At 67.3% G+C, this 20899-nt stretch carries 16 protein-coding genes; 6 read left to right on the forward strand and 10 right to left on the reverse strand.

Annotation, left to right across the window (positions count from 1 at the left end):
* Nucleotides 1–111 precede the first annotated feature (111 nt).
* Nucleotides 112–366, forward strand: coding sequence for a hypothetical protein (locus C6376_RS31635; RefSeq protein ID WP_107446510.1), 255 nt, complete (start codon nt 112–114; stop codon nt 364–366).
* On the opposite strand, the gene C6376_RS31640 is transcribed toward C6376_RS31635, so the two are convergent.
* Nucleotides 363–917, reverse strand: a complete 555-nt coding sequence (locus tag C6376_RS31640; protein ID WP_159083320.1) for a hypothetical protein — start codon at nt 915–917, stop codon at nt 363–365. The genes C6376_RS31635 and C6376_RS31640 overlap by 4 nt on opposite strands.
* 224 nt (nt 918–1141) lie before the next feature.
* Here C6376_RS31640 and C6376_RS45710 point away from each other — a divergent pair, with 224 nt between their 5' ends.
* From C6376_RS45710 to C6376_RS31660, 4 genes are all read left to right on the forward strand, one after another.
* On the forward strand, nt 1142–1678 hold the full coding sequence (locus tag C6376_RS45710; protein WP_254076149.1) for a hypothetical protein: 537 nt from the start codon (nt 1142–1144) through the stop codon (nt 1676–1678).
* A gap of 718 nt (nt 1679–2396) precedes the next feature.
* Nucleotides 2397–3947: a type I restriction-modification system subunit M gene (locus C6376_RS31650; protein ID WP_107446512.1), complete on the forward strand. Its 1551-nt coding sequence runs from the start codon at nt 2397–2399 to the stop codon at nt 3945–3947.
* Complete coding sequence (locus C6376_RS45715; RefSeq protein ID WP_254076150.1) at nt 3940–5226, forward strand: restriction endonuclease subunit S; 1287 nt, start codon at nt 3940–3942, stop codon at nt 5224–5226. Before C6376_RS31650 ends, C6376_RS45715 begins: the two co-directional genes overlap by 8 nt.
* Before the next feature lie 3 nt (nt 5227–5229).
* The gene (locus tag C6376_RS31660; protein ID WP_107446514.1) at nt 5230–8307 is read left to right on the forward strand and encodes a type I restriction endonuclease subunit R; all 3078 of its coding nucleotides are present in this window, start codon (nt 5230–5232) and stop codon (nt 8305–8307) included.
* 117 nt (nt 8308–8424) lie between these two features.
* Here C6376_RS31660 and C6376_RS31665 read toward each other — a convergent pair whose 3' ends face one another.
* The 5 genes from C6376_RS31665 to C6376_RS31685 form a co-directional block, all read right to left on the reverse strand.
* The gene (locus C6376_RS31665) at nt 8425–9285 is read right to left on the reverse strand and encodes a nucleotidyltransferase domain-containing protein (protein WP_159083321.1); all 861 of its coding nucleotides are present in this window, start codon (nt 9283–9285) and stop codon (nt 8425–8427) included.
* Nucleotides 9286–9527: 242 nt separating this feature from the next.
* A complete protein-coding gene (locus C6376_RS31670) occupies nt 9528–10904 on the reverse strand; it encodes a DUF317 domain-containing protein (RefSeq protein ID WP_107449310.1) in 1377 nt (458 codons plus the stop codon).
* Between the two features lie 67 nt (nt 10905–10971).
* A complete protein-coding gene (locus C6376_RS31675; RefSeq protein ID WP_107446516.1) occupies nt 10972–12102 on the reverse strand; it encodes a DnaB-like helicase N-terminal domain-containing protein in 1131 nt (376 codons plus the stop codon).
* Entirely contained in the window at nt 12102–13376 is a 1275-nt protein-coding gene (locus C6376_RS31680; protein WP_107446517.1) for a DNA cytosine methyltransferase, read from the reverse strand. Before C6376_RS31680 ends, C6376_RS31675 begins: the two co-directional genes overlap by 1 nt.
* Complete coding sequence (locus C6376_RS31685) at nt 13373–14245, reverse strand: hypothetical protein (protein ID WP_173985772.1); 873 nt, start codon at nt 14243–14245, stop codon at nt 13373–13375. Before C6376_RS31685 ends, C6376_RS31680 begins: the two co-directional genes overlap by 4 nt.
* 244 nt (nt 14246–14489) lie before the next feature.
* Here C6376_RS31685 and C6376_RS31690 point away from each other — a divergent pair, with 244 nt between their 5' ends.
* Nucleotides 14490–14855 (forward strand): DUF4440 domain-containing protein, encoded by a 366-nt coding sequence (locus tag C6376_RS31690; RefSeq protein ID WP_254076151.1) that lies wholly within the window; start codon nt 14490–14492, stop codon nt 14853–14855.
* Between the two features lie 75 nt (nt 14856–14930).
* Here the strand turns inward: C6376_RS31690 and C6376_RS31695 are convergent, their stop codons facing one another.
* Genes C6376_RS31695 through C6376_RS44810 form a run of 4 tightly spaced genes read right to left on the reverse strand, consistent with a single transcriptional unit; the run spans nt 14931 to nt 20846 of the window.
* The gene (locus C6376_RS31695) at nt 14931–15353 is read right to left on the reverse strand and encodes a hypothetical protein (protein WP_107446518.1); all 423 of its coding nucleotides are present in this window, start codon (nt 15351–15353) and stop codon (nt 14931–14933) included.
* The gene (locus C6376_RS31700; RefSeq protein WP_107446519.1) at nt 15350–17497 is read right to left on the reverse strand and encodes a hypothetical protein; all 2148 of its coding nucleotides are present in this window, start codon (nt 17495–17497) and stop codon (nt 15350–15352) included. The genes C6376_RS31695 and C6376_RS31700 overlap by 4 nt, the downstream gene beginning before the upstream one ends.
* Nucleotides 17494–19329, reverse strand: coding sequence for a hypothetical protein (locus tag C6376_RS31705; protein ID WP_107446520.1), 1836 nt, complete (start codon nt 19327–19329; stop codon nt 17494–17496). The genes C6376_RS31700 and C6376_RS31705 overlap by 4 nt, the downstream gene beginning before the upstream one ends.
* On the reverse strand, nt 19326–20846 hold the full coding sequence (locus C6376_RS44810; protein WP_216825632.1) for a site-specific integrase: 1521 nt from the start codon (nt 20844–20846) through the stop codon (nt 19326–19328). The genes C6376_RS31705 and C6376_RS44810 overlap by 4 nt, the downstream gene beginning before the upstream one ends.
* Nucleotides 20847–20899: the final 53 nt, after the last annotated feature.

Consider the following 20899-nt stretch of genomic DNA (forward strand, 5'->3'; position numbering starts at 1 on the left):
CGGGCCTGCCCCGACTATGCCAGTTGGACGTAACCGCACTCGACTGCGGACGCCGAGACGAAGCTCTCCGGGGCCAAGAGCCCGGAGGAGTTCGAGGCCGCCCTCGCGGACGTGAAGGCCAAGAACGCCGACCTTGAGCGCTCGATCCTCGAGTCCACCGTGGCCCGCAGGTTCGATCTCCCCGAGGCCCTGGCGGGTCGCCTGCGTGGCAAGACACCCGAGGAGTTGGAGGCCGACGCGAAGGGCCTTCAGGCTCTTGTCGCCCAGGGGTCTCCAGCCACCCTCGGCGGTGCTCTCGACCCGTCCGACGAGGACGACGGAGAGATGGACCCACGCAAGCTCGCGCGGCGCTCCAGGCGCTTCTAGCCCCGCAGCTCCCATACGGTCATGTCAAACGTGACAGGCCCCTTCGGAGGCGCCGAGGCTACCCGCAGGAAGGCAACCCGGCCTTCGCTTGTTTCCACGCAGATGCCGCGCCCTCGTTGCAAATTGTCCATCGAGTCACTGGCGTTCCTCTGTACGGCTTGCAGGCAGTCGGCTTCCTGAACGGCCCCGGAAGTCGCAGCGATCGGGGCAACCGTTCCGCCGAGGTAGCCGTAGACCTTCGCGTTCTCCATGGCCCCGGACGCGTCCGTGTTCACGAGGATGTCGACGCCCTTCGGAGCTTCGCCCTCTACGAGCGGTGCCCTTGTATCTAGCTCCAGATAGCTGCCGTTCACGTCGACCTCAACGGCTTTAGGGCCGAACATGATCTTCGACGCCGCCTGGCGGGGCGTGGGCGATGCCCCCGAGGTATCCGCTGAGCCTCCTCCGCCCGTCGAGGGCCTTCCCGCGGCTGAATCTTGATCGTCCGAGGGGGCAAGTGCGAGATATACGGACACGAGAATCCCAACGACGGGAATCACGATCCCGATCACCCACCATGCCCACTTTGGCTGTCCCGCTCCCTGCCTCGGCTCAGAGGGCCTCGTACTGGGCCTTGTTCGTGGTTGATGTCCTTGCGTCTGCACCAGGCACCCCCGTCAGGCATCTCTCGTCGCTTGAGGCGATCACGCTACGACAGCCTCACAAACCTCGGCCAGCTCAGCCGGTAACGATCCACCCGCCAACCCGGCGCCAACCCCTTGTAGGGGTAGTCCAGTTGCCCATCACGCAGCATCAGGTCGTAAAGCCCCGGAAGCTCGTGAACACCGCTGTCGGGATGCTCGAACAGGAGCTGTTGGTCCCGAACCTGTTCCAGGAGCAGGGTGTTGACCAGTTCAAGGGTGCCGAGAACGACACCATCTCCATGAAGGTCGAAGGCATCCTGCCGTTCCACGACTACGCGTGGCGCAACGACTGCTGGAACCCGATCGTCTTCGACGAGAACGCGGGGCGGACCATCGCCGTGACCTTCGGCGGCAACGTGTACTCGGCCGTCAAGCTCACCGTGTGCCGCGGGCTTGAACGCCGGCCCGCTGTCGTTCGAGGCGGATTTTCGCCAACGCGGCACACAGCAGCTCCACCAGCAGGTAGTCGTCCTGAGCGGTCCGTGGGTTTCCTTCTCTGCCGGAGCCAGCGTCCCTCGATGCAGGGACCGCAGCAGCCGGGCGGTGGTCATCCGGAAAGTCGCCGTCAACCGATGGTGGCTGCGTACCGCCGGAGGCCGACGCAGCCGCTTCCTGAGCAACACTCATAGCCGACCGGTATACCTGACCGCACTGACAACGCCTCTCAGGAGTCGAATGTCTGTGCGATTGATCCGCTCATGATTTCGATTATCGTCGGCTGGCGCTGCCGGACGGCACTGTGGGCAGCGGCGCTACGGCCTGCGGGATTCTTCGACGGGGGGATCTCTCGCTCTGCCTTTGTCTCCGGGAACGCTCGCGGCCCGCGCTGTCAGTGGTGCGTGGTGGGATATGCCGCAGCACCGTTGCCGATGTCTCCGGAGTCGCCCCCATGAGCTTACGTATGACGGTCCCTGCCTCTCGCGAGCCGAAAATGACATCGGAGCGCCCGGTACCTCGCTCGGGTTGCACTGATCAGGCAGGAGCAGCGAGCCACCGGGCTGCTCCTGGGAGGTCCGGCGCGGCAGCTCTCGAGCGATGAGGTTCGGCGGGCGCAGCTCCCAGCGGCGACGGAGTGGTGCAGGGTGCCGTCGGCTACCTGCGCGCATACGCCCGCGAGGTCACCGCAAGATGCGTCCCGATGGCTGCGCTGTTTGCCGTTTTTCGTGGTTCTGGGGAGGCGGATATCGTCTGTGAGTCTCCCGCGCAGGGAGTGCGACGCTCCGCGTGTGCTCACCCGGCAGGCCAAGCCTGGTGTGTACATGCAGGGTCCGCCCTAAATAGGGTGATCAGCAGGTTTTCACGGCCTTCGGGTCGCCACCTTTTGACGAGCAAGGACACCCCCGACTGATGGCAGTGACCCAGCAGGAGATCGAGAACCGGTTGTGGGACGCCGCCGACGAGCTGCGTGTGGCGATGCCCGAAGCGCAGTACTCCTCGGTCGTCTTCCCTCTGATGTTCTGGAAGTACCTGTCGGATACCTGGGAGCACACCCACCAGACCTTCCTCAAGGAGAACGAGGACCTCGACCTCTCAGCCGAGGAAGCCGACGAGGTCGAGTACAGCAACTACCAGACGTTCAAGATCCCCTTCATCTTCCCCGGTACCGTCGCCGAGAGCCGCGCCTCTTGGTCATCCATCCTCGCCACCGTCGCCCAGCACGGCCTCGGCCAGCGGGTTCGCGCTTCCCTCCAGGCCATCGAGTCGGCCAACCCTGACAAGTTCTCCCGAATTTTCGGGTCCATGACCTGGACCTCCGAAGCGGTGCTTCCAGGGGAGGTGCTGGCGTCGGTCATGCGGACGATGAACCGCGTCCCCAAGATGCACGAGGGCAACATGTCCCACGACGTGCTCGGGGGAGCGTACGAATACCTGCTCAAGCGGTTCTCGGACGGGTCCGGTACCCGCGCTGGCCAGTTCTTCACGCCGCGCGAGGTCGTCGAGCTGATCATCGAACTGCTGGACCCTAAGAACCACGAGTCGGTGTACGACCCGACCTGCGGGTCAGGCGGCATGCTCATTGCCGCCGCGAACCTACTGAAGGCCCACGGCGGGCGGGGGTACACACTCAGCCTGAACGGGCAAGAGGCGGTAACGGATACCGCAGGTGTGGCCCGCATGAACCTCTTCATGCACAACCTGACCGAGTTCAAGGTCGAGGTCGGCGACACCCTGAGGGACCCGCGCTTTAAGAACCCGGACGGGTCCGTCAAGCAATTCGATGTGATTGTCGCCAATCCGCCCTACAGCCTGAAGTGGAAGCCCTGGACCAACGACCCGCGCGCCATCGGAGGGGTCGCCCCACAGTCGTCGGCGGACTGGGCATTCGTGCAGCACATGATCGCCAGCATGGATCGGAAGAAAGGCCGTGCTGGCGTCGTCCTGCCGCACGGCGTCCTCTTCCGAGTTGGCCAGGAGGCAGCTATCCGCCGGCGCGTCCTGGACGGTGACCTCCTGGAGGCCGTGATCGGGCTGCCGTCGAACCTCTTTTACAACACGACGATCCCGACCTGCATCCTCGTATTCCGCGCCCGCGGCACCAAGACCTCGGAGCGGCAGGGCGGCGTGTTGTTCATCGACGCCTCTACACGGTTTACCAAAGCCAAGAACCGCCACCTCCTCACTGACGCAGACATCGCCGACATCGTGGCGGCCTACCACTCGGGCTCAGGCGATGTCGGAGAGGCTGGCCTCTCGGCGCGGTTTGTCTCCATCTCGGAGATCGTGGCGAACGGGTACGACCTCAACATCGGCCGCTACATCAAGCGGGCCGCCGCCGAGCAGGAGGACCTAGGCACCCTCATCGACGCCTACAACATCGCCCGGGCCGAGCGCCAAAAGACCGAGCAGCGCATGCTCACGGTCCTCTCTGCCGCAGGGATCGAGGGCTTCGATGAGTGACTGGCAGCAGGCCACCTTCGCTGACCTGGAGACTCCTGTGCGGCTCAAGGAAGCCCTTCCGTCGCAGGGATCGAGAGTTTCGATGAGTGACGGTTATCCGCTTCGTCCGCTCGGGGAGGTAATGCGCCTCGACATCCAGCGCACACCGGTGAAGCCTACAACTACCTACCGCCTAGCCGGGGTCCTGAATGCAGGAAAGGGAGTTGTCGATAAAGGCGAACTTTACGGCGCAGATACCGAGTACGCGGCAATGAATGTGCTGCGCGTTGGCCAGGTCGTGATGCGAAAACTGACGGCATGGGAAGGCCCGATCACCGTAGTACCTGCCGAGTTCGACGGATTCGTCGTCAGCAACGAGTTCCCGACGTTCTCGCTTGGCCCCGAATTGATGCCTGACTGGATGAGGCACGTCTGCCGCTCACCGCGACTTTGGGCGGAAATGAAGAACCGAGTGAGCGGGACGGTTCAACGCCGCAAGCGTCTCAACCCAGAGCAGCTCTTGCAGATCCAACTCCCGATCCCACCTCGCGAGGTACAAGCGCGGATCGTCGACGTGCTTGATGCGGTGGACGACCAGGTCACTGCACTCGACGTGGAGGCGGATGCGCTTCGAGACGTTCTTCGCCGCCTTCGCGCTGACTCGATGACCGACAGTTCAGCCGATGAAGTCCGCGCGGACAAGGCATTTAGCATCACGATGGGACGCCAGCGCTCACCGCAACGCGCCACCGGCCCGCACATGACTTTCTACCTACGGTCTGCCAACGTCGGCTATGGAACCCTAGACCTCTCCGATGTACTTGAGATGGACTTCAACCCGAGCGAGCGTGAGACCTTCGGGCTCCGGTACGGGGACGTCCTCGTTTCTGAGGGGAGCGCGAGCGAGACCGCAGTGGGAATGCCAGCCATGTGGCGGGACGAGCTCCCAGCTCCGGTCTGCTTCCAGAACACCCTGCTTCGCTATCGCGCCATCCAAGGCGTCAGCATTCCGGCGTTCGTCAAGCACTGGTGCCTGTGGGCGTACGAGTCCGGGCAATTCCGTGACGTCGCTGGCGGAACCAACATCAAGCACATCGGGTCCAGGCGGGCGGTCCAGATGCTAGTGCGTCTCCCGAACGTCGCCGACCAGGAGCGCATCGCGACAGAACTCGACTCGATGAGCGAGGTCGTTGCGGCGACCCGCGCAGAGTCCGCCCGCCTCCGTGAAGTCCGGGCCGGGCTACTGTCGGGGCTACTGGACGGCAGCATCGACATCGAGTCTGCCAAGTTGGGGGTCTGAGCAGTGGCCAAGGGCATTCGAGAGCGTGAGTTTCAGAACTCGATGATCCAGTGGTCCCTTCCGATGGGGTGGGGCTTCATAGCGGGCAGGTCGCTGCCGCGTGAGACGACACAAACGGTGCTCGCTGGCGAGCTGCGGGACGCCATCGTCCGGCTCAACCCTGAGGTGATCGACGGGTTCGACGTGGACGCCGTGGTCGAGGAGATTATCGCTACGGTCAACGCCGTCGATGGCGGGCTGGTGCGAGCCAACGAGCAGGTACTGGAACTGCTGCGCGGGCACAAGGAGTTCCGGGGCGCCGACGGCGTGTGGCACGCCTTGAAGGTCATCGATTTCGAGCACCCGACCACCAACACCCTGGTCGTGTCGGACGAGGTGACCATAACCATCCCCGGCAAGACACCCCGCCGGTTCGATCTCGTGTACTGGGCCAATGGCCTGCCCCTCGTTGTCGTAGAGGTGAAGTCACCGACCGCTAAGTCCGGGTGGGCCGACGCCGCACGCGAGATCAACGACGTGTACGCCACCGAATATCCATGGTTCTTCACCCCCAATGTCTTCGCTGTCGCCTCCGACGGGCTGAAGCTGCGGTTCGGTGCCGCTGGTGCGCCCCTGAACCTGTGGCAGCCGTTCCGATCCACTGACGACGACGAGAACCTGTCCGGGCAGGCCGACGTGCAGCGCTCCGTCGAGCTGCTGCTCAACCCAGGCACGGTCCTGGACATGCTCGCCAACTTCACCCTCTTCGACACCTCTGGAGGCGGGCCGGACAAGAAGTACCTGCCCCGCTACCCACAGATGGAGGCCGCCCATCTGATCCACAGGCGGGTCCTGGCCGACGGCAAGAAAGGTCTGGTCTGGCACCACCAAGGCAGCGGGAAGACGCTGCTGATGGTGTTCGCAGCTTCGCTGCTACTGGCTGACACCCGCACCGAGTCGCCCACGATCATCCTGCTCTCGGACCGAACCCAGCTCGTGCGGCAAACCTCCGGGGTATTCACCTCCGCGATGGGAGACGCCTACTTCCATCAACCTTCCACCAGCAAGGAGTTGCGCTCGCTGCTGGCAGACGATGTGCGCGGCGTCATCTCCACGACCGTCCACAAGTTCGCCGACGCCGGCAAGAACCTGTCGACCCGCCGCAACATCATCGTGCTGGTCGATGAGGCACACCGCACGCAGTCATCCGAGGAAGAGTCCCTGGCGGGGCAGATGCGCGCAGCGTTGCCGCACGCGAAGTTCTTCGGCATGACCGGCACACCCGTCAGGAACCTCGCCACCAACACCTTCGCCCTCTTCGGTGAGGAGACCGACCCGAACAGGGTGCTGCACCGGTATTCGGTGTCCCGGTCCCTTCAGGACGAGGCAACCGTCCCGGTCATGCTGGACCCACACCCGGTCACCTTCGAGATGAACGACCGGGCCCTACAGGCCGAGTTCGACCAGTTCGCCGACGAATTCGATCTCGACGACCCCGACCGGGAAACCTTGTCCCGCAAGTTCGGGCGCCTCACCTCAGTGTTCGCCAACCCCGAACGCATCCACACGGTCTGCCAGGACATCGTGGACCACTACCTGGCCGGCACCTATCGCAACGGCCTCAAGGCGCAGGTCGTCGCCTACAACCGTGAGCTGGCCGTGGCATACACGGACAAGATCAACGAGCTGCTGGCCGGCTACGAGGCGTCGCAGGTACTCGCCGAGGTCGGCAAGCACGATCGGATCACCGCAGAGGTGAATATCCACGTCTCGGACGCCAAGACCGAGGAAGCGGCCATGCGGCCCTACCGGCTCTCCGAGGTCGACGAGGAGGACCAGAAGCGGCGATTCCTCACTCCCGATGACCCACTGTGCTTCCTGGTCGTGACGGCCAAGCTGATGACTGGGTTCGACGCCCCCAACGAGGGCGTCCTCTACCTGGACAAGCCAATGAAGGCTCACAACCTGTTCCAGACGATCACCCGCCCGAACCGCACCTGGATCTCCCCGGCCGGATTCGTGAAGACCACCGGCGTGGTCGTGGACTACATCAGCCTGGCCGAAGAAGTCCAGCGTGCCGTCGTCGACCCCACCTCGGAGGGGTCCGCCGGCAAGGGCGGCGGGTTCGTCACCGACCTGACCGACCTGGTCGCCGAGTTCCGCACCACCTTCGCCCGCATCGAAGACCTCCTCGCAGATGTGGACGGCCTCGACCTCACGGCACACGGATACGAGTCCGTACGTGCCATCAACGGCTTCCTGGACGCCAACCCTGACGCCGCCGAGGTCTTCAGCAAGAACTACCGGCTTCTGGCCCGCCTGTACCCACTCATCACCACGGACAAGCGGGTCGCCAAGTACCAGGACGGGTTCGCTCTCTTCGGGTCTGCGTACACGACCCTGTTCAAGAAGTCTTCCGACGAGGAAAGGAAGGAGCGACTGGGCGAGCTGGGGCCGATGGTCCTGGAGATAATCAACGCCCACGTCCACTCCTTCTCGGTGGCCGCCTCCCAGGAAGAAGCCCTCGTCCTGGATGCCCAGGGCATCACGATCCTCAAGGAGCTGCTGGCCCTCGTCCGTCCCAAGCCCGACAAGGACGACAGCGAGGACAAGAGGCCGCCGTCTGCGGCGGAGATCCTGGACCACATCAAGGCCGCCCTTGAGAAAGGCGTCGAACCGGGGTCCGCGAAGTACACCGCCCTGGCAGAGCGGATCAGGCAACTGCGGGACCGGATCATCCAGAACGCCCAGGACGCCCTGGAGTTCCTGGCCGAAGCACTCCGGGTCGCCCGTGCCATCGTGAACGCCGAGAAGCACCCAGACGAAGCCGTCGTACTGGACGACGACCACGTAGGTGTCCTGTCACGGATCATCCACGACCACGCGCCGCCCGGCCTCACCGTCACGGAGCAAAACCTGGCCGAGGAGATCGACCAGGTGGTCAAGCGCACCCTCGCCCAGTCATGGGACAACGCCGAGGCCCGCAACCGCGGCGTCCGCCGTGCAACCGCCGCAGTCTTCCGCCGGTACATGCTGAAGCCGGTGGGCGAACCGTACGGCTCCACCGTCGCCTACGTTGAAGCCCACTACCTCGTTGACTGACGAGTGCGTGGAGGCCCGGCAACCTGTGACGGTTGCCGGGCCTCGTCGCGCTGCTCGGGCCCCGATCTGTCCCCTGAGCGACGCCAATTTTCGTCGTCGTTCCGGCTGGCGGGGATGCTACAACGGGGCCAGGGCTGCGATGTCGCGCACGGTGATGTGGAGGGCGTGAAGAGGCTGCGTCCGTGTGGGGCGCACGACCTCCAGACTTTGTGCGCCCTCACGAAGCCGGAAGACGAGCTGGTCGAAGTGGTACCAGCCGAGGTTGATCCACAGGGCGTCGGCGCTGTACTGGTCGCGGCGGTGGTCGAGTGGCTGTCCCTGCACCCATACGGACGGCGGGGACATGCCGGAGTCCTCCGTATAGCGCACGGCGGCAGCGGCTGCGCGATGCAGTGGGCTGTCCGTCTTCCATCGGCGCCCCAGGGCGGCTACGGCGGCCGGGTCGGTGGGGTCGGCGGCCGTGAGGGCGATGCGGCTGATCTCGATCGCGCCGGTGTCGAGCAGTTCCACTAGCCGGACGCGTATGGGGAGGGGAATCCACCGGTCGAGTCCGTCGAACTGCTCGATCATGGCGTCGCGGGGCGCCCGGCCGGCGTCCGGGGCCGCCTTCATGGCCTGCAGCCGTTCTTCTGCGGTGGCGCGGGTGTCGCCGCGTTTCCACAGCAGTTGTGGCTCGGAGCCTTCGGGGAGGCGGTCGTTCTGGTTGAACTGGAATTGGAAGCCGCGCTTGCTGCCTTTGAGCGCGCGCTTCATGCCCGCCATCGGATCCCGCCCGTACATGCGGGCGCCGACGACGTGTTCGGTGAATTCGGCGTCGGTCCGGTGGATCACGGCCACGTCGAGGTCGCCTGGCTGCAGCGCGCCTCGGGCGTAGGAACCGAAGACATAGACCTCGTCTACGAGGTCGAGGGGGCGACTGCCTGCGTCCAGATTGTCGAGCATCTTGTGGAGCATCTCCGTTGCCCGTTCACGTTTCACTTGGGCTCCCTTGCCGCCCGCGACCACTGCTTGGACCTTAGGGGCCACAAGCCAAGGCGAGAGCGCTCTGCAGAGTGAATCCACAAGCGCCCCCGCGCTGGTTGCCTATGGCGGGGGCCTCATCGGCATTCAGCGAGAGTAAGCCCCGGTGAAACGGACAGGCGCGGTACGGTGCGAGTGTGGCCCTGCGGCATCCCCCGTCCGCAGGGCCACACAGCTGTTCGCGCGCGTGAGTGTGCTGGTCAGCGACTTCGGTTCGCCTGAGGTCTGGCGACGGTCGTCGCGATGGCCGGTGCGGTAGCGGTGAGACGCGGAGGCTGCCGCTGGACGCTGGGGCTGAACTGCCGCGTGCCGGTGCCGTGTGCGAGTTCCTCGGCCAGGTCGGCGATCATGGGGGCGGGTGTGTAGGGGGAGGCGTGGATCGTCCAGGTGGGCTGGTCGATGGTGGGGCCGGCCCAGATGGTCCAGGTGGCGAGGGGGCTGTTCGGTTGCTGGGCGGCGAAGGCGTCGAATTGGACACCGGCATCCTGGGAGGCGTTCGTCCAGCGGAGCCAGCGTCCGTCCACGGTGTGTTTCCATCCGGCGTCAGCGAGGGGTCTCGTGGCAGCGGTGACGGTCTTCTCGTCAACGGGGCTCCCCAGGGCGGTGTCCCATCCGTCACCGTCGGCGAGGTGGTTCAGCAGTGCCTGGAGGATGGGGGCGGGGGCAGTGCCCGTGGCGGTCAGGTGCCACATGCGGTCGGACACTGGCGTCTCGTACGCGGCCACGGTCCAGGCGGTTTCGCGGGGGTGGGCTTCGTGGATCCGCTCGATGCGCAGGGTCTGCGATTCGTGGATCGCGTGGGTGGTCTCGTCTGACCAGGTGCGCCACTTCTCCCATTCGCCGTGTGCGGTGAGGAAGGTGTCGAGGAGGGCGTCGTGGTTGCCGGCATCGGCCAGGTAGGCCGCAACTGTCTCGGGCTCCGGGCGGGCCGGTTCGGGCTTGGCTGCGGTGAGGGCGAGCGGGGTGCGGGCTTCGGCGGCGGCGCGTTCGGTGTCGGTCAGGGGTGCTGGGCCGGGGCGCATGTCTGCAGCGTGAACCTTCTCGAAGGCGAGCAGGGCTTGGGCGGGTGAGTCGAAGGTGTCTGCGACTTGCCGCAGGTGGTCCTCGCCGTGGAGGTAGACGGATTTGCCGTTGCGGCCGAGGTAGGTGCCGACGGCGACGGTGGTGTGGCCGTCGTGGGCGTGGGCGTGGATGAGGAGCTGGCCGTGGCGGATGTCGTCATGGATCTTCTGGGCCTCGTTGGAGACCTCTCGGATTTCGCTGCGGGTGCACCAGGGCATCGGGTAGTTGGCCCAGGTCCATTCCTCGTCCATGGCCTCCTGGAGGCGAGGGGTGATCTCGGCGGTGATGCCTTCGGCGGTCAGGTGCTTGGCTGCGTCCTGGGCCCAGTAGGGCTCCTCGTGGTCGATGCGGACCAGGACCAGGACGTTGTCGGCGACGACGGTCCAGTCGGCTGCCTCCAGGCTCAGGTGGGCGATGTGGGCCTGGGTGCCGGTCAGGGCGGCGGTCACGGCGCTGGGATGGGTGGGGTGGATGTCGAGGTGGACGTGGGCGTCGATGGGGAGTGTGGTGGTCACGTTGAGGTGGTCGTCTCTTCTGCCGGTGGCCGGGTCTTCGGGTCCGGCCACCGGCGTATGCGGGGTGCTATCGGGTTGCTCGCGCGGCGCGGGCGGTGTGGGCGGCCGTGGTGGTCGGCGGTCCGGCGCGAGTGGTGGGCGCGGGCCGCGGTCGCTGCGGCGGGACCGTTCCGGTGGCGTGTTGCCAGCGGGTGCGGACGGCGCCGATGTCGGCGAGGGATCGGCGGGCGCCGGCGACGAGCTGGAACGGGGTGTTCGCCGGGTCGCCGGCGTATGCCTCGATGCGCCGGCCGGTGCGATCGGCGGTGGCCAGGAGGGAGCGCTGCAGGGCGCGCTCGCCCCAGTGCTCCACGGAACCGGCCGGTTCGGCCAGCAGGTGGAGCACCTCGCCCGGTTCGCTTCCGTCGTCGAGCAGGCCGCGCTGTTGGGCCTCCCACAGGACGGTGACGGGGTCGACGGGCTCGCGGCGGCGGGCCAGGGCGGTCAGGCACTGCCACAGGCCGGCGTGCAAGGGCAGGGTGAGGTCGTCGGGGAGCAGCCATCGGACGGACTCGATATCGGATGGGTGGGCGGTGGCGGTTGCGAGCAGCAGCCGCTCCTCCTCGACTGCCTCGATGTAGTCGGGCGGGATGGCTGGCGGCGGTGCGGGGGCGCGGGGCAGGACGCCGGCGCGCGGTGGGAACCGGCTCGCGATGTCGTCCACGACCGCGACGAGTGCGTCGGCCTCGGCGAGCACCGTCTGGACGGGGTGTGGGAGGGAGGCATCGTGGACGGTCTGGACGAGGAGTTCGGCGGCCGTCTGTAGGCGTCGGCGGGCGTGTTCGGCCTCGACCATCCGTGCGTAGGCCGGTGCGTGGCGGGGCCAGGGGCAGACCTGGATGAGGGTGTGCAGGTAGGAGGCGGTCAGTCCGCGCGCCTGCTCGCGCCCTGTGGCGAGCACCTGGTCGAGCCACTTGGTGTTTTTGGCGTGCTCGGCCGGGTCGGGCGGGGGCTGCGTGCTGATCGCTGCGTACAAGGCGGAGTGCGCGGCAGTGGAGAACGAGTTGCCGGCGATGCCGGTCACGTCGGCGAGACGGTGCGGATCGAGGAGGAGGGCGCCGAGGAGGGCCTGCTCGACGTAGTACACGGGCGGCGGCGGATGCGTGTCGGGCAGGTCGTCGAGGTCGCCGTCCTCGTCAGGTTCGGGGGTGCGGGGCATCAGGCGGTGAGGGTGAAGTCGTTGGGGTCGAGGGTGACGCCGAGGTGCGGGGCGAGGAGGTGGCCGGCGAGCAACGGCGGTACGGCGTTGCCGATCTGGGAGAACTGCTGGCCTTTGTTGCCGGCCCACGGGTAGTCGGCGGGGAAAGTCTGCAGGAGGCCGGCCTCGCGGGCGGTGATCCGGATCGGCTCCGGCACCGCTGGCGCGTCCGTGTCCGCCGTCGGCGCGAGGGCCGGTGCGGCGACCCAGGTGCACTCGTTCGCCCGGTGACCGAAGAACAGCGTGCCTGCCGGCTCGGACAGCGGACGGATGGTGGCGTTGGCCTGGTTGTTGCTGCGCAGGGACCAGGACCAGCGGTGCGCCTCGGCGGTGAACGTCGGTGCCGGGGCAGTAGCGGTCCGGTTCTCGCGGGTGCCGTGCCGGGCGGCCCATCCGGCTCCTTCGCGGCGGGACTGCAGGACCAAAGCCTCCGGTCGCGGCATCCAGGTGCCGCGCTCCCGGGCGTCGGAGAGCGTCTTGCGGGAGCCTGAAGGGAACGGTTCGGGCCCGCCGCCGGGTCCGCCGCCGGCGCAGACGGTGGGGACGGGTCGGTCGGTGGCGCCCCAGCCGAGGGCCTCGGCCATCGACACCCATCGGTCACGGCCTGGCCCGAACAGGCTCTCCGGCTCGGCGGTCTGGGCGTGCGTGGGTGGTGGGGGCTGGGCGGTGCGGACGCGGGAGGCGAGCAGGATTGCCCGCCGCCTGGTTTGCGGTACGCCGAAGTTGGCGGCGTTGAGGATCCCGTACCAGACCGAGAACCCCCATCCGCGCAGCACGGAGGCGTACTGCTTCCACAGCGGCAGGACGTCCGGCACTTCTTCCATGGCGACCCATTCGGGCTCGCCGACGGTGTTGAGGGCGTGGAGGTAGCGCATGGGCTCGGCGGCCAGCAGCGAGCGCTCGTCCCGGCAGGCGGTCAGCAGCTTCTCGCGGGTGTCGCGTCCGGCGGCGAGGTCCGCCACTGCCTGGTGCACGAGCGGCTGGTCCACCAGGCCGAGGCGCTTGCCGGCCATGGACCATGCCTGGCAGGGCGGGCTCGCGATGAGCCCGGCGGTCTTGCCGAGGAAGGGCCAGACGGGATATAGCGCCACGTCGGTGCGAATGGTCAGCTGCCCTGCCGCCGCACGGGTCTTGCAGGCCCACTCATCCCATTCGAGGCCCACGTCCCGTGCGCCGAGGACGTCAAGTGAGTGGCTCCATCCGCCCGGTCCTGCAAACAGGTCCAGGATGGTCAAGAGGCCAGTCCGAAGTCGTCCTGTGCCGGCTCGACTTCACCGCGGCACGCCCACGGGGAGCAGCCGTCGGTGACTCCTTGCTCCAGCTCCTGAAGGTCAGGTCCGCTGTCGGTGAGTTCTTGCTGCATCGCTGCCCATTCGGCGGCTGTGACGTGATCGATGGGGGCCTCGCTGAGAGGCACGCGGGAGCGGTGGAGAAACGCCTCACCAAGCAGCCGGTTGCCGGTGGCGTTCGCGCGGGCATTTCCCTTGCGGATGGCCGCGTCGAACTCCACCACGTCTTCCCATTCCCCCGGAGAGTTGTCGCGGATGTTGCGCCACTGGGCGTTTCCGTGGAAAGGGCAACCCAAGCAGCTCGATTTCGGGGTGTCGGCCAGGCCGAGCGACGCCAGGTAGCGGACGCAGTCGGACCGTGACCAGCCCATGTCTATGAGCGGGTGCCGGTTGCGCATGTACTTGACGTCGGCGTCCTTGGCCCGGTGGAATTCGTCGGTGGAGATGCCGACCCACTGCTCGACGAAGACGCTCTTGGGGATGCGTGTGGGATAGGGGTAGCCGAGTAGTTCGCGGACCTTTTTCTTGATCGGCTTAATTTTATATTCCCCGGTACATTGCCGCCTGGTCATACCCGGATTTCCGTCCTTGTTCAGGACGTAGAGCGGCATTGACGCAAACCTGTGGTCGGGGTCCAGGGAATCGTTGCGTATGTTTCCGGACGATACACGGAGAACGGGTATGCCTGCGGGCCTGGCTATTTCTCGCTCCAGCCGGTCGAGATGGGAATAAACGGCTCTCGGTTCCCAGCCTGTGTCGGCGAAAATTGCGTAGTCGACCTTCGGGAGTATGCCTTGTGCGGAGAGGGCGAGCATGGCGCTGGACTGGATACCGGCACCTCTGTCACCTATTCGGGGCTGTTGCATCCAGCCTCTGGCGCGGAGCGCCAGTGGCTGGCCTCGTTCGCGTCGGACGGCAGCACCTGCGCACGAGTTCCGGGGCCAGGTGGCCATCGCCTGTTCAGAGATGTTCGCGAGTCTTGGCGGCATCTCCGTGCCGTGGCCGCGTCGCGTGAAGAATTCGCTGTGCTCCGGGCAGGCGTGTCCGTAGGGTTCCTGCATGGCGGATGAGAGTGAGCAGGCCGTGCAAGCGGCCATTGATGGGGAGTTGCGGCTTCTCGACCCTGAGGTGCGTGCTTCTCCGGCCCGTGTCCTGGAGCTTCTGGATCCGGAGTTCACCGAGATCGGCGCTTCTGGACGCCGGTGGGATGTGGAGTCGATCCTCACCGTGACGAGCGGCGGCTCGGTGTCCCCGGAGTCTCCGGTCAAGGTCAGCGAAATGTCCGGTGCCGTCCTTGCTCCGGGCATCGTCCATCTGACGTACTTCGCCGACAACCAGGGCCGCCGGGCATGGCGGAGTTCGTTGTGGCGCCTGACAGAGACGGGCTGGCGGATGTACTTCCACCAGGGAACTTTGACCAGCTGAGCGTGTGTAGCCGCCGCCCGTGAGTGCGGAGGTCGCCGAGCCGACCGTGACGCCAGCCGGGCGGCGGCACAGAGTTCAGGCCCGCGGTGGTGTTGTGGCTTCGGCCGGGAGACGGCGGACGTTCGCTGGGAGGGGCCTGTCTCGTCGGAGCTCTGCGAGTTCGGTGGTGAGAGCGTGGATGACTTGGGCATAGATCTCGTTTCGTTCGGTCAGTTCGCTGTTGTGCTGGCGTAGCCGTTTGTGTGCGGCTTCGAGGTCGTCGACCTTGGCCTGGAGGGTTTGGAACGCGGCGGGAATTCCGTTCACAGATTCCCGGGCTTTTTCAAATTCCTTGCGAAGGTCGGGGTGTTTGTGGGTGAGGACCCATCGCTTTACTCCGGCCTCGGCGGCGAGCTGGATGACGGTGAGGGCTCCGGTGGAGCAGGTCGGTGTGCCGGCCAGCAGGCGTTGCATTGCCGCTCGGATGGCGTCGCGTTCGGCTGTGCGGTTGGTGCTCATGGCCGGGGCTCCTGGTGGTTGGCGATGACCTGCTGGAGCCGTGCGAGCTCGTGTTGTTCGCGTGCGTGGCGGATGGGTGGGGCGAGCGGGTCGTCGACGATGGCCTGCAGGGTGTCGACGCGTGTGCGCAGGAAGTCGATGTCGCGGTCGGTGCGGGCGATGTTCACGCACGAGGGTCTGCAGTCGTCGATGTCGGGGGTGCGGCGACTGCTGCGTTCGTCAGTACTCAGCCGGCAGGCGGCGCGGGCGGGGTCAAGGACGCAGGTCATGCCCTGGCCGGGGAAGATCTGCAGGTCGGGGTTGGTGAGCAGGGTGTGGGCTTCGCGGGTGGTGCGCAGGACACGGCCGGTGAACTTGGCGGAGGCGGCGACGCGGTGGCGGTAGGTGTCGGCGGCGGGGCCGCTGACGTGCTCGCCGGCCTGGAGCTGGTCGTGGGCTTCGGCGAGGCTTTCGAGGCGGGCGAGCCATTCCTCGAAGGCCAGGTCGTCGGGGAAGCCGGAGGCGTAGTTGCCGGAGTAGCCGAGGGTCATGTTGACGCGGACGTGGCCGTACTGGATCGCGGCGGCGACCAGGCCGCGGGGGCGACGGGCGATGAACCAGGCAAGCGTTCTGCGTAGGCGGCTGAGGGCGATCTTCGGATTGGTGGGATCGGCGGGAATCGCGTCGTCGCGGTGCCGGGCTGCGCAGTAGTCGTTGATCCAGCCGATCAGTTCGGTGATGTCCTTGTTGCAGCCGGAGTCGTTGCGGGCCCGGCCGACGCGTTCCCGCAGGGGTCCCGCCTCGGATTTGCCATTGACGAGCAGGGTGTTGGGGAACAGCAGCCGCGCGTCGTGGAGACGTTGGAGCACGGTGACAGCGGTGGCGACCGGGGCGGTGACCACCCAGGGATCGGTTCGCTGTTCCCCTTCGGCGCGGAGAGCGCCGTCGGGGTGGCGGACGCCTTTCCAGTGTTTGCCGCGCAGCAGGATCAGGCCGGTGACCGGGTCGTGTTCGACGCAGCCGCGTTCGAGGTTGAGCGTCTCACCGGGCCGCTGACCTGACAGATATCCGACGATGACCAGGCAGGCGGTGCTCAGGTGGCGGGCCAGGACGGGGGCCTGATCGTAGGTGATGCGAGTGGTGAGCCAGGGCTCGTTGTCGAGGAGGCCGTGGACGGGCGTGGTGAGGTATGTGTCGTCCGCGACGGGCAGTCCCGAGTGCGCGAGAGTGCTGGCGGCTGCGCGGGTGATCTGGACGCCCAGTTGAAGGCTGAGGAAGTGGGTGTTGATGGTGGTGTGTCCGTCGGCACTCCGGCGTCCGGGCAGGGGCAGGCCGCGGGCCCGGTAGTCGTCGGCGAGCTCGGCCACCAGCAGGGGAACCGTGCCCGGCGGGCGGCGCTGCTTGCCGGGTGGAGCGGCGCTTCGGGTGGATGCGGCCCTGGCGCGGAGGGAGAGTGTCTTGTACTCGTCGAAGGCGGCGATGATGTCGTCCGCGAAGTCCTCGACGAATCGCAGAGCCCACTTCAGCAGCGGCGTCATGGTTGCGGGGTGGATGCGCGGGGTGCGGTTCTCCTCGCTGGTGCGGCGCTGCCCCAGGATGTCCTGGATGCGCTCACCGTTCCAGGGCGGTGCCTGGGGCAGGCGGTCGTCCTCGTCGGGCAGCAGATCGCGCAGTGTCCAGGTGCGTACGACTACGGCGAGGAAGTCCTCGCGTAGTTCGTGGGAGACGGCCGCGTCCTTGATGTCGGCCGCGTAGGCATCCAGGTCCGTGTCGGTGACCTGGCCGAAACGGGTGATGCCTCGGTTCTCCAGCCAGTGGGCGAAGCTCTTGAGGTATCGGCAGTAGGGAACGACGGTGCGGACGGCGGGCCGTGGGATGCCCGGGAGGAAGCCGCCGTGGTCGGCGTCCTGATGGTTGAGCATCAGCCAGGCCAGGAGCTTGATCGGGAGCCGGAAGGCGGCCGGGGCATCGTGGAAGTCCACGCAGGTGCGGGAGGTGTGCTCCTGGAAGAAGCCCGGAGTCAGATTCCAGCGGTCCTCACCGAACAGTGAGAGGTCATCGGCCCTCGTGCCGGGACGCAGCGGGCGGGTGGCCAGGACCGGGGTGTCGGGTCCGGGCAGCAGGCGCCGGACAGGCGGCGCGGCGGCGGGCAGGGCGGGTGTCATGTCAGGTCCAGTCCTCGGCTCAGGAAGCGGTCAACGAGCGCCTGGTCGGCGGGGGTGGCAGAAGTGCGGGCGTCCGCGACGGCGGCAGGCGAATAGTGGCTGAGCAGGTCGGTCAGACGGGCGGTCGGTTCGGCCAGACGTTCGGCCCAGCGCAGGGGCGTCATCTCCTGCTGACGGGCCTTCAGCGCATCCAGGGCGAGAACCTGAACGGGCAGATGGGCCGGTGTCGCTCTGGCGCAGGGACAGGACAGGCAGAGCAGGAAGGAAGCGCCGCAAGGCTTGCCAGCCGGGGTGTAGGGGCTGGCCAGCGGGTTGGTGCAGCCAGCGAGGACCGTGTCCAGACGACCGGTGATCAGTTGCTGGAGGGTGGTCGTGTCCAGGCCGTGCCGGACGGCCACCGCCGCCGGGTCGGTGCGGGCCTGTTCGATGTCCTGGGCGGACAGCACGGGGATCGGCGGAGCGGTGCGGGCGCGGGCGACCTGCTGGTCCAGGACATCAGCGACGATCTTCTGGTACTCGGCCAGATTCCCGCGGTTGCGGGCCAGGTACTCGTTGGCCAGCGTCGTCTCCGTGTGGGCGACCGGCCGCTGGTTGATCTCCAGCCAGGTCAGCCGCAGCCGGCGGCTGTCGATGTGCAGGGGCACCGCCCGGCCTTCGGCATCGGGTGCGTCGCAGACCAGATCGGTGGCCTTGCCCCACAGCTGCAGGATCTGCTTGGGCAGGCCGTGGCCGAAGCCACTGGCGTTGCGGGCGTTGTAGAACGCGAACAGCGCGTCGGACTTCAGCCGGTTGCGGGCGGGCGCGGCCAGGTCCAGCAGCAGGGCATGGACCCCGAATGGGGTGTTCAGGTCCTCACGCGCCTCCGCCGGCTCCGCCGGGACATCGCGCAAGGCCACGGTCATTGCGGCCCGGCGGCCTCCGCGACGGGGTTTGACCAGGTCGAGCTGAGCGGTCGGAGTACCCCCGGCGTGCGCGTCGGGCCGGTGGTGGGCGGTGGTTGCCGCGGCCAGGGTCGAGTAGTTCTGTCCGGTCAGGCAGAGCAGCAGGACCGCGGCGGCGCCGGTCTCGTGGTGGGTGAGGTGCAGGTGTGCGAAGACCGCGCCGATGCCGCCGACCCGGCGCACGACCTCCAGTGCGCGTGGTGTTCCGCACTCGTAGCGGGGAATGTCGCCGTGCCGGTCGAGATGGTCCAGCAGATCACCGATCTCCCAGCGGAGCCGGTCGCTCTCCCGGTCGATGGAGCCTGCCCGCCAGTCGGCCAGGAGATGGCGGCCGGCGCGGATGCGTGCGGCTGCGGTCCGCAGTTCGGATCGCGCCGTCGTGGTGATGCGCCGGAACTCGGCTGCGGTGTAACTGCAGGTAGGCGTATCGGACTTGGCGACCCGTGCCTGGGCCAGGCGGGCGGCGAACTCCGACGGCGGATCGGGGGCGAACCGCAAGATGGTCCGCAGCGCAGAAATGTCCCGGTGCAGCGTGGTCGCCCCGGTCAGCATGTATCCGTCCAGGTGGATGGCCCGAAGCTGGGCCGGAGCAGTCGGAGGGTTGGAGAGGGCAGCCAGATAACGGGCGAACCGCTTCAGGATGTTCACCGTGTCCAGGGCCGAGGTGGTGGTGCGGCGAGTCCCGGCAGGGCCCGTCACCCCCAGCACTCCCAGGGCCATCCAGTCGCGCAGTTCGCGTGCGACCGGCAGGACCGACAGGTCGATGTCCACCGGCTCGCCGCCGCGTTCCGGGAAGAACAGCACCCGGCACTGGCTGTCGTCGACGAACAACCGCTGCGGCAGCCGGTAACCGGCCCCGGGCAGCACCGCCCGGCGTCCCGCCCCGCTCATCCGGTCACCGCCGGGGCGGTGATGACCTGCCGGTGGGCGGCGAACATCTCCGCCATCAGCTCGGCCAGGACCGTGCCGTGGGCGTGCTCGATCAGCAGGGCGACATCCAGGTCGCGGAACGGCTCCAGGTACGTGTCGATCGTGGTGGACACGTCCGCATGCCCCAAAAGGGTCTGCACCAGGTGCCAGGTGTCGCCGAACTGGGCCCGGAAGTCCCGCAGTTCCTCGCCGTCCAGATGGGCGAAGCGGCGTTCATAGAGCAGCCGCCCGACCGAGAACCAGCGCAGAGCCATCGAATGGCGCAGCATGTGAGCGGTTGCCGCCACCCCTTCCAGCCCGGAGCGGGCCACCCGCTCGTTGGCGGTGTCGAAGGTGTGCTGCCACCCGCGCGGAGCCCGGGGCAGCCCATCCTCGTTCAGCCACAAGACCGCCGGAGCCAGCCCCGCCGGGGTGTCGAGGAAGATCCGCCTGCGGACCTGCGGCGTCAGCGCGTCCAGCGACACCCGCATCAGCGATCCCGTGCCGTCGACCAGCTGCAGCCGCCGCTGGCCCAGCACCCGGTGCAGCACCAGGACCTCGGACAGCCGCTCGTAGCGGCCGGCCCGCTGGGCGCGGCGTACCGCTGCAGCTCGCTCGCCCTCGCAGTAGCCGAGCGCGTCGGCCAGCACCGTGCGCGGCATCCAATAGCGCCGCCCCCGGCCGCCCTTCGCGCACGCCGACGCCAGCCGGCACGTGGAGTAGTTCCTGCTGACGCTCTCGCCGGGCAGTTCCAGCATCAAGGTGCTGGCCCACTCCGTCAGCCGCAGCCCGGTGCCGTAGAGGCCGTCCGTGAACGTGCAGTCCCGCTGACTGTTACGGCCCCGCCACCTCGACACCTCCCGGCCCTCACGGTCCAGGCCCCGCAGCCCCACATCCCGCCACAAGGCGTAGCCGCCCGGATCGAACCACTTCACGTCCCGGTCGCGCACCACATGCGGTGCGGCCTCGAAACCGGCAGTACCCGTGTAGGACGAACCCCGCTGGTGCACCAGCCGGATCACCGGATTACGTACTCCGAAACTGGGAGCGGCCCAGTCGTAGAAGGCGTTGATCGCGTCCAGGTTGTCCGACACGGTCCCACCGGCCACCCGCTCCGGGTTCGACTCGTCCGTCATCCGCCAGAACTTGAAGCCCTCGACGTCCTCCGTGCTGGCGGAGTCCCAGCGGCCCCCCACCGCGTCGAGGAAGCCCAGCCACGTGCACAGCGCGTACCCGTACTTCTCCCGGGTCCCCGCTGACCGGTTCCGCATCCGCAACGACCCGAAGAACGCATTGACCTCGGAAATGACCCGCCCGTCGGAATTGATCAGGAATTCCTGACCCGTGCGAGTCCCGTGGTCATCCGCGAGTTCCCGCAAGCTCGGCAGACCGGCCAGCACTGGGTCGGAGGCGTACCACGGCACCAGCCGGTCGGGCTCGCAGCGGCGCAGGTACCAGACCCCGAAGCGGGACCTGAAGCCCCGCAGTTGATCGCTCATGGCCCGGAACAGAACCATGCCCTACCGCTGCAGACCGCATGCAACACGCTGAA

The organism is Streptomyces sp. P3 (assembly GCF_003032475.1).
GTDB lineage: Bacteria > Actinomycetota > Actinomycetes > Streptomycetales > Streptomycetaceae > Streptomyces.

Bases quoted from the DNA above. Each gene is read 5' to 3' on its own strand.
- C6376_RS31690 (WP_254076151.1), top strand. From the start codon at position 14,490: ATGGCGGATGAGAGTGAGCAGGCCGTGCAAGCGGCCATTGATGGGGAG.
- C6376_RS31675 (WP_107446516.1), bottom strand. From the start codon at position 12,102: ATGCCCCGCACCCCCGAACCTGACGAGGACGGCGACCTCGACGACCTG.
- C6376_RS31695 (WP_107446518.1), bottom strand. From the start codon at position 15,353: ATGAGCACCAACCGCACAGCCGAACGCGACGCCATCCGAGCGGCAATG.
- C6376_RS44810 (WP_216825632.1), bottom strand. From the start codon at position 20,846: ATGAGCGATCAACTGCGGGGCTTCAGGTCCCGCTTCGGGGTCTGGTAC.
- C6376_RS31705 (WP_107446520.1), bottom strand. From the start codon at position 19,329: ATGAGCGGGGCGGGACGCCGGGCGGTGCTGCCCGGGGCCGGTTACCGG.
- C6376_RS45715 (WP_254076150.1), top strand. From the start codon at position 3,940: ATGAGTGACTGGCAGCAGGCCACCTTCGCTGACCTGGAGACTCCTGTG.
- C6376_RS31650 (WP_107446512.1), top strand. From the start codon at position 2,397: ATGGCAGTGACCCAGCAGGAGATCGAGAACCGGTTGTGGGACGCCGCC.
- C6376_RS31685 (WP_173985772.1), bottom strand. From the start codon at position 14,245: ATGCTCGCCCTCTCCGCACAAGGCATACTCCCGAAGGTCGACTACGCA.
- C6376_RS31700 (WP_107446519.1), bottom strand. From the start codon at position 17,497: ATGACACCCGCCCTGCCCGCCGCCGCGCCGCCTGTCCGGCGCCTGCTG.